Source organism: Prolinoborus fasciculus (assembly GCF_056724605.1).
Window position 1 is genome coordinate 1 of record NZ_JBWZQN010000105.1, and the last position, 4,521, is coordinate 4,521.

Below are 4,521 nucleotides of genomic sequence, written 5' to 3' on the forward strand. Positions count from 1 at the left end.
TTCATCTGTCAATTTTTCTCCTGCACGATAAGCAATAGATGCAACCGCAGTTCGTCCCGAACTTCGGTTAACGGTCTTAGTCGTACAGTGATAAATTGCCATGCCTTAGCCTTGTGATGGTTTTGCTTTTGCTTTTAAAAAATTGCGTAGCAGTTTTTTGGGGTTAAGGGGATTCCCCTTACGCAACGATGACTTGAACTTTGTTCAAGTCGTAAGTGCGCATTTCATGAAAAACACGATAGCATAAAGCCCGCTTGAATTCCAATTCATAGGGCCTTATGCTTGAGTGGTTTTCTATATCCTGAAATCTGAATCATGACAAAAGCTGCTGAAACTCTCGAAAAGAAAATCGAAGCCCAGTTAGAAAAGCTGAAACAGCTAAAGGCTCGTAAACAGGCTATCGAAGCTAGAGAAAAATCGAAGCAAAAAGAGCAGGAAAGAAAGGACGATACTCGACGCAAAATTTTGCTTGGTTCTTATTTAATTAAAAAGATGCAGGCCAATGAAGCCAATAAAGAAAAGATTCTTGCTGATCTGAATGAATACTTAACTGAAGACCGTGACAGAAAGCTTTTTGATTTACCTCTAAAAATAGAAACTAAAGATATTTAGGTAATTAGTAATGGATAAAAAATCTTTTTTTAAGCAATATTTTGAGATCGAAGCGAATTCCTCTTTGCCCCATTCAGAAGACGCTTACAAAGATTTTGATTTCGACATTATGATTTCAAATCCTATTGGAAAAGAACCATATATTGTTGTATTCACTCCAGTAAAGGATAAAGAATCCTTATCCCTCATTGTTGAACTTCCTCAAAACGAGTGTCACATTGACTTCGGACATACTGATATTTTCTTCATCGACAAAAAGCCTGTCAGAAAAGGTAAAAAACGAATTAAATTACTAAAACTTATTAATAAGTTTTTAAAGTCTAACGGACTAATTGAGGTCTAATCTTTTAATCATAACTGAAACCCTGATTTTTCTAAGAGTGGATAAAGTTCTCTAAATTTTTGAGGTTCTAAAAGCATGTCAGCAATACGAATAGCAAACTGTTGGTAGCTTTCAGTACCTTGAGAATATTTACTCATTTCCGGCATTTCAGAGAGTTTATTTGCAAATAAATGTCGTTGAGAATCTGTCATTTGGATAAAGAAATCAGGTGTATTCGGATCTCTTTTAAGATCAACAATCTTTTCAATTTTTGGTTGGTACTTTTGCTTAAAGCTAAATGAAAATGCTGAAATTAATCGCCCTTTTTTATGCTGCTCATATGTTGCAGTAATATCTGTATATTTATTAATTTGCTTAATAGCTGGCTCTAATACACGTTTTTTAAAATCATTCATGGCTGTGTATTCAGTATCTTCAACACCAATTTTGCTTCTAAAGTCATCTAATTCAATTTTTGGAGTTTTACCAACTTCACGCCATGCAATTAAAAGCTCATATAAGCGGATTGCATATTTACTGGTAAGTTGGCTGACTTGTTTAAGTTGATAACTCGTGAAATGTTGCTCAAGTCTTGTAATTAGTGGTACTACATCAGGTGCAAACGTAATCTCTAGTGTGGCCGAATCATCAATATATTTAATACGGCTTACCCATCTTGATTTTACTGTACCTACATTCCCTTTCTTATCTTCTTCTTTAAAAGAAAATTGTCGATCAAATAAGTTTAAAACAGCATTTTTTAATGCTTTGTAAGCTCCATCATTGCTTATATCAAAGCGGCTAGCATAGTCCTTTGCATGTATTTCTAATTTACTATCGGCTGTAATACCGTTGCCTGTTTCTCTTGCATTAAGAATTGCTAAAAGTATTAAACGCTGTTCAGTTACTTCTAAATTATAACTAGCATTAATTAACGCATTATCCTTCACAACAAGCTCATTTTTCATAATCAGATTATATTGTTACTTATAATATGGACATTGTAAATTGAAGTCACTAAAGGGTCAATACCTATAATGTCCCTTTATAAAGACTAAATGTCCCTTTATAACCGACTAAATGTCCCTTTATAACCGACTAAATGTCCCTTTATAACCGACTAAATGTCCCTTTATGAACGCTAAAAGCCTTTTGTAGAAAGGCTTTTAGCGTGCGTAAAAGCATTTAAAAACTTTAAAATATATATAAAAGCCTAAGCAGGCATAAAAACAGCCCTATGCCCTCGCTAAAGCTCGGACGTTTTAACCTCGCTTCGCTCGGTTGAGGGGCTGTTTTTTCAAAGGTGAATTGAGAGTTCTAAAAAGAAACTATGCCTTCGCTTCGCTCAGAAAGCTTTATGCTCGCTTCGCTCGTTCATAAATCAATTTAAGTACAGTCGCTTTGCTCTGTTAATCCCTTTATGAAGTAAGAGGGAGTAATTGTAATCAGAGAGAAAAACACGAGAATTTTGATGCCAGGTGGTCGCTCGTAGACACTCGCTTGGCTCTTATTTCTATAAAGCAAAATGCTCAAGTTCAACGTATTACTTTAATTTTAGATAAGCTGTAAAGTATCTATAAAATCAGTGATTATTGATCATTAAATTAAATAATTAGATCTCTTAAGGTATCTCATGCTTAAACTAATATTGAATCTTTTAGTTTTTTTCTTCGTTCCGTTAGTGGCACCAAGCCCAATATTTCATCTCTATGCAACGTTGTTAGCAGATTTTTTTAACGAAATTAATTTTGGTTTTATTCTTTTGTGGGTAGTTGGTGGATTACTAGTTGGAGCATTTTTATCAGTTGTAGCTTACGAAAATTTTGTTTTTAAGAGTAAATTTTTAGCTACTTTAATCATTGGTTTATTATCCTCCCTTGTTCTTTTTGGTGCTTTATCCTTTGATTTTCCAAAGATAATTAGCCTGTCTATCGGAATTAGTTATTTTATAGCTTTTGAGGTTACGGCATTTTTCTGGAATAAATCTGCAAATAAATTAGAAAATGAAATCTAAATAACCATCAAATTTAGCTCGATACTTTGAAATTTGGCTTTAGCCATAGTTCAAAGTCGAGCCACTTTGCGACACTAAGTATCTGATTGGTTTGAAAGGAACAGAGCAAAGTACCGAACATTAATTATTTAGGGTCAACCACACAATAATCAGCATTTTTTCCATAGCCACACTGTTTTTTTATAACTCTAACGCATGTTTTCCCGTCACATTTTGATAGGTCTAAGCTGTATTTTTTCAGGTTGTTCACTTCCGATCTGCGCTGCTGGATTTCATCCATACTTGGTACAAATAAAAATAATGCCAAGAACAGCACCATCACCAACGCTACAAAGGCACTGGCAAACACGGCAATGAATTGATAGTTAAGACGGCTAGTTGCCTTGTCTAGTTCCTGAATACGGCTCTTTAATGCCCCTATAGCCTGTTTATTTGTCTCCTGTAGCGACTTTTCAGCCTTATCTAGAACCCCACTAGCTACTTGGGCGTAAAACGTCTCTAATCGCTTCTTATCGTCTGCTATGGCTTCTCTGTATTCCTTCATGGAAGCCAATAAAATATATAACTGGTCGTCTAAATCGTCGTTTTGGTTACTCATAGAGATGGCCCATCTTTACTTATGCTTTGGCGTCGTTTCTGCTTCATGGCTCGTTCTTGCTGTTGCTTTAACTGCTGCTGATGTTCCAGTTGTAGGCGTTTAGCTTCCTGATCTTTCTTCCATTGCTCAAAACCCTTTTCCACACGGCTGAAGCCTTGTTCTAGGATTTTTTCCTTTTTGGGTTCTTTGAATTGGAGCTGCTGATTGTTTTGCTGTTTGATGTTGTCATTGAAACGGCTAACTTCAGTATCTATGCCCTTTCTGCGTAACTGAGTAACCTTGCTGCCTTCATGTATCGTGGCTTGTAAGCCGTTACCTTGTTCGGCATAGCTGCGATGGTCTATTTTTTCTTTGTACCCTGCTTTGTCCAGGGCGTAATTTGCAAGGTTTGCCCAGGTGGCTCGAATCTGTTTGATTTCTTCTTGGCTTGTACCCATGCCTAGGCTTTTTCTTTTGGTGTTACTTAGCTCAATTTCCGCTTTTTGAGTAAGGACCAATTTATTTTCAGGGTCTAATTCTGCTTTGCGAGTTGTCAGCAGGATATGTGCATGATGGTTTTTATCATCACCACCTTTGCTGGGTGCATGAATCGCTAAATCTGCAACTACCCCATAGCGATCTACTAAGGACTTGGCAAAGTCTTTAGCAAGTTCCTTGCGTTGTTCTTCATCCAATTCATCAGGCAAGGCAATAACCCATTCTCTAGCGGTTCTGGCATCTTTCCTATTTTCGGTTTTTTCCGCCAGATTCCAGAGTTCAGCACGATCAATTTGAGTATCTAAGTTCGAGATAATTTCGGTATAAGCCACACCTTCTTTTCTCGTAAAGTCGTGTGTTAATCCTGTCCGTTCATCTGTCAATTTTTCTCCTGCACGATAAGCAATAGATGCAACCGCAGTTCGTCCCGAACTTCGGTTAACGGTCTTAGTCGTACAGTGATAAATTGCCATGCCTTAGCCTTGTGATGGTTTTGCT

General features: G+C 36.7%; 6 protein-coding genes. 3 read left to right on the plus strand and 3 right to left on the minus strand.

The window, feature by feature from the left end; all coding sequences use genetic code 11:
- Positions 1-315 precede the first annotated feature (315 nt).
- Together AC1P5O_RS16105 and AC1P5O_RS16110 are read left to right on the plus strand one after the other, a co-directional pair.
- On the plus strand, positions 316-612 hold the full coding sequence (locus AC1P5O_RS16105; RefSeq protein WP_004896757.1) for a DUF8583 domain-containing protein: 297 nt from the start codon (positions 316-318) through the stop codon (positions 610-612).
- Positions 613-622: 10 nt separating this feature from the next.
- On the plus strand, positions 623-955 hold the full coding sequence (locus AC1P5O_RS16110; RefSeq protein ID WP_004896759.1) for a hypothetical protein: 333 nt from the start codon (positions 623-625) through the stop codon (positions 953-955).
- An 8-nt stretch (positions 956-963) separates the two neighbouring features.
- Here the strand turns inward: AC1P5O_RS16110 and repM are convergent, their stop codons facing one another.
- Complete coding sequence (repM, locus tag AC1P5O_RS16115; protein ID WP_017397384.1) at positions 964-1,884, minus strand: replication initiation protein RepM; 921 nt, start codon at positions 1,882-1,884, stop codon at positions 964-966.
- Positions 1,885-2,567: 683 nt separating this feature from the next.
- Between repM and AC1P5O_RS16120 the strand changes: the two genes are divergently transcribed.
- On the plus strand, positions 2,568-2,948 hold the full coding sequence (locus tag AC1P5O_RS16120; protein ID WP_004896749.1) for a hypothetical protein: 381 nt from the start codon (positions 2,568-2,570) through the stop codon (positions 2,946-2,948).
- Between the two features lie 124 nt (positions 2,949-3,072).
- Here the strand turns inward: AC1P5O_RS16120 and AC1P5O_RS16125 are convergent, their stop codons facing one another.
- Both AC1P5O_RS16125 and mobQ read right to left on the minus strand, forming a co-directional pair.
- On the minus strand, positions 3,073-3,546 hold the full coding sequence (locus AC1P5O_RS16125) for a hypothetical protein (protein ID WP_499006382.1): 474 nt from the start codon (positions 3,544-3,546) through the stop codon (positions 3,073-3,075).
- Positions 3,543-4,496, minus strand: a complete 954-nt coding sequence (gene mobQ, locus AC1P5O_RS16130) for a MobQ family relaxase (RefSeq protein WP_004896754.1) — start codon at positions 4,494-4,496, stop codon at positions 3,543-3,545. The genes AC1P5O_RS16125 and mobQ overlap by 4 nt, the downstream gene beginning before the upstream one ends.
- Positions 4,497-4,521: the final 25 nt, after the last annotated feature.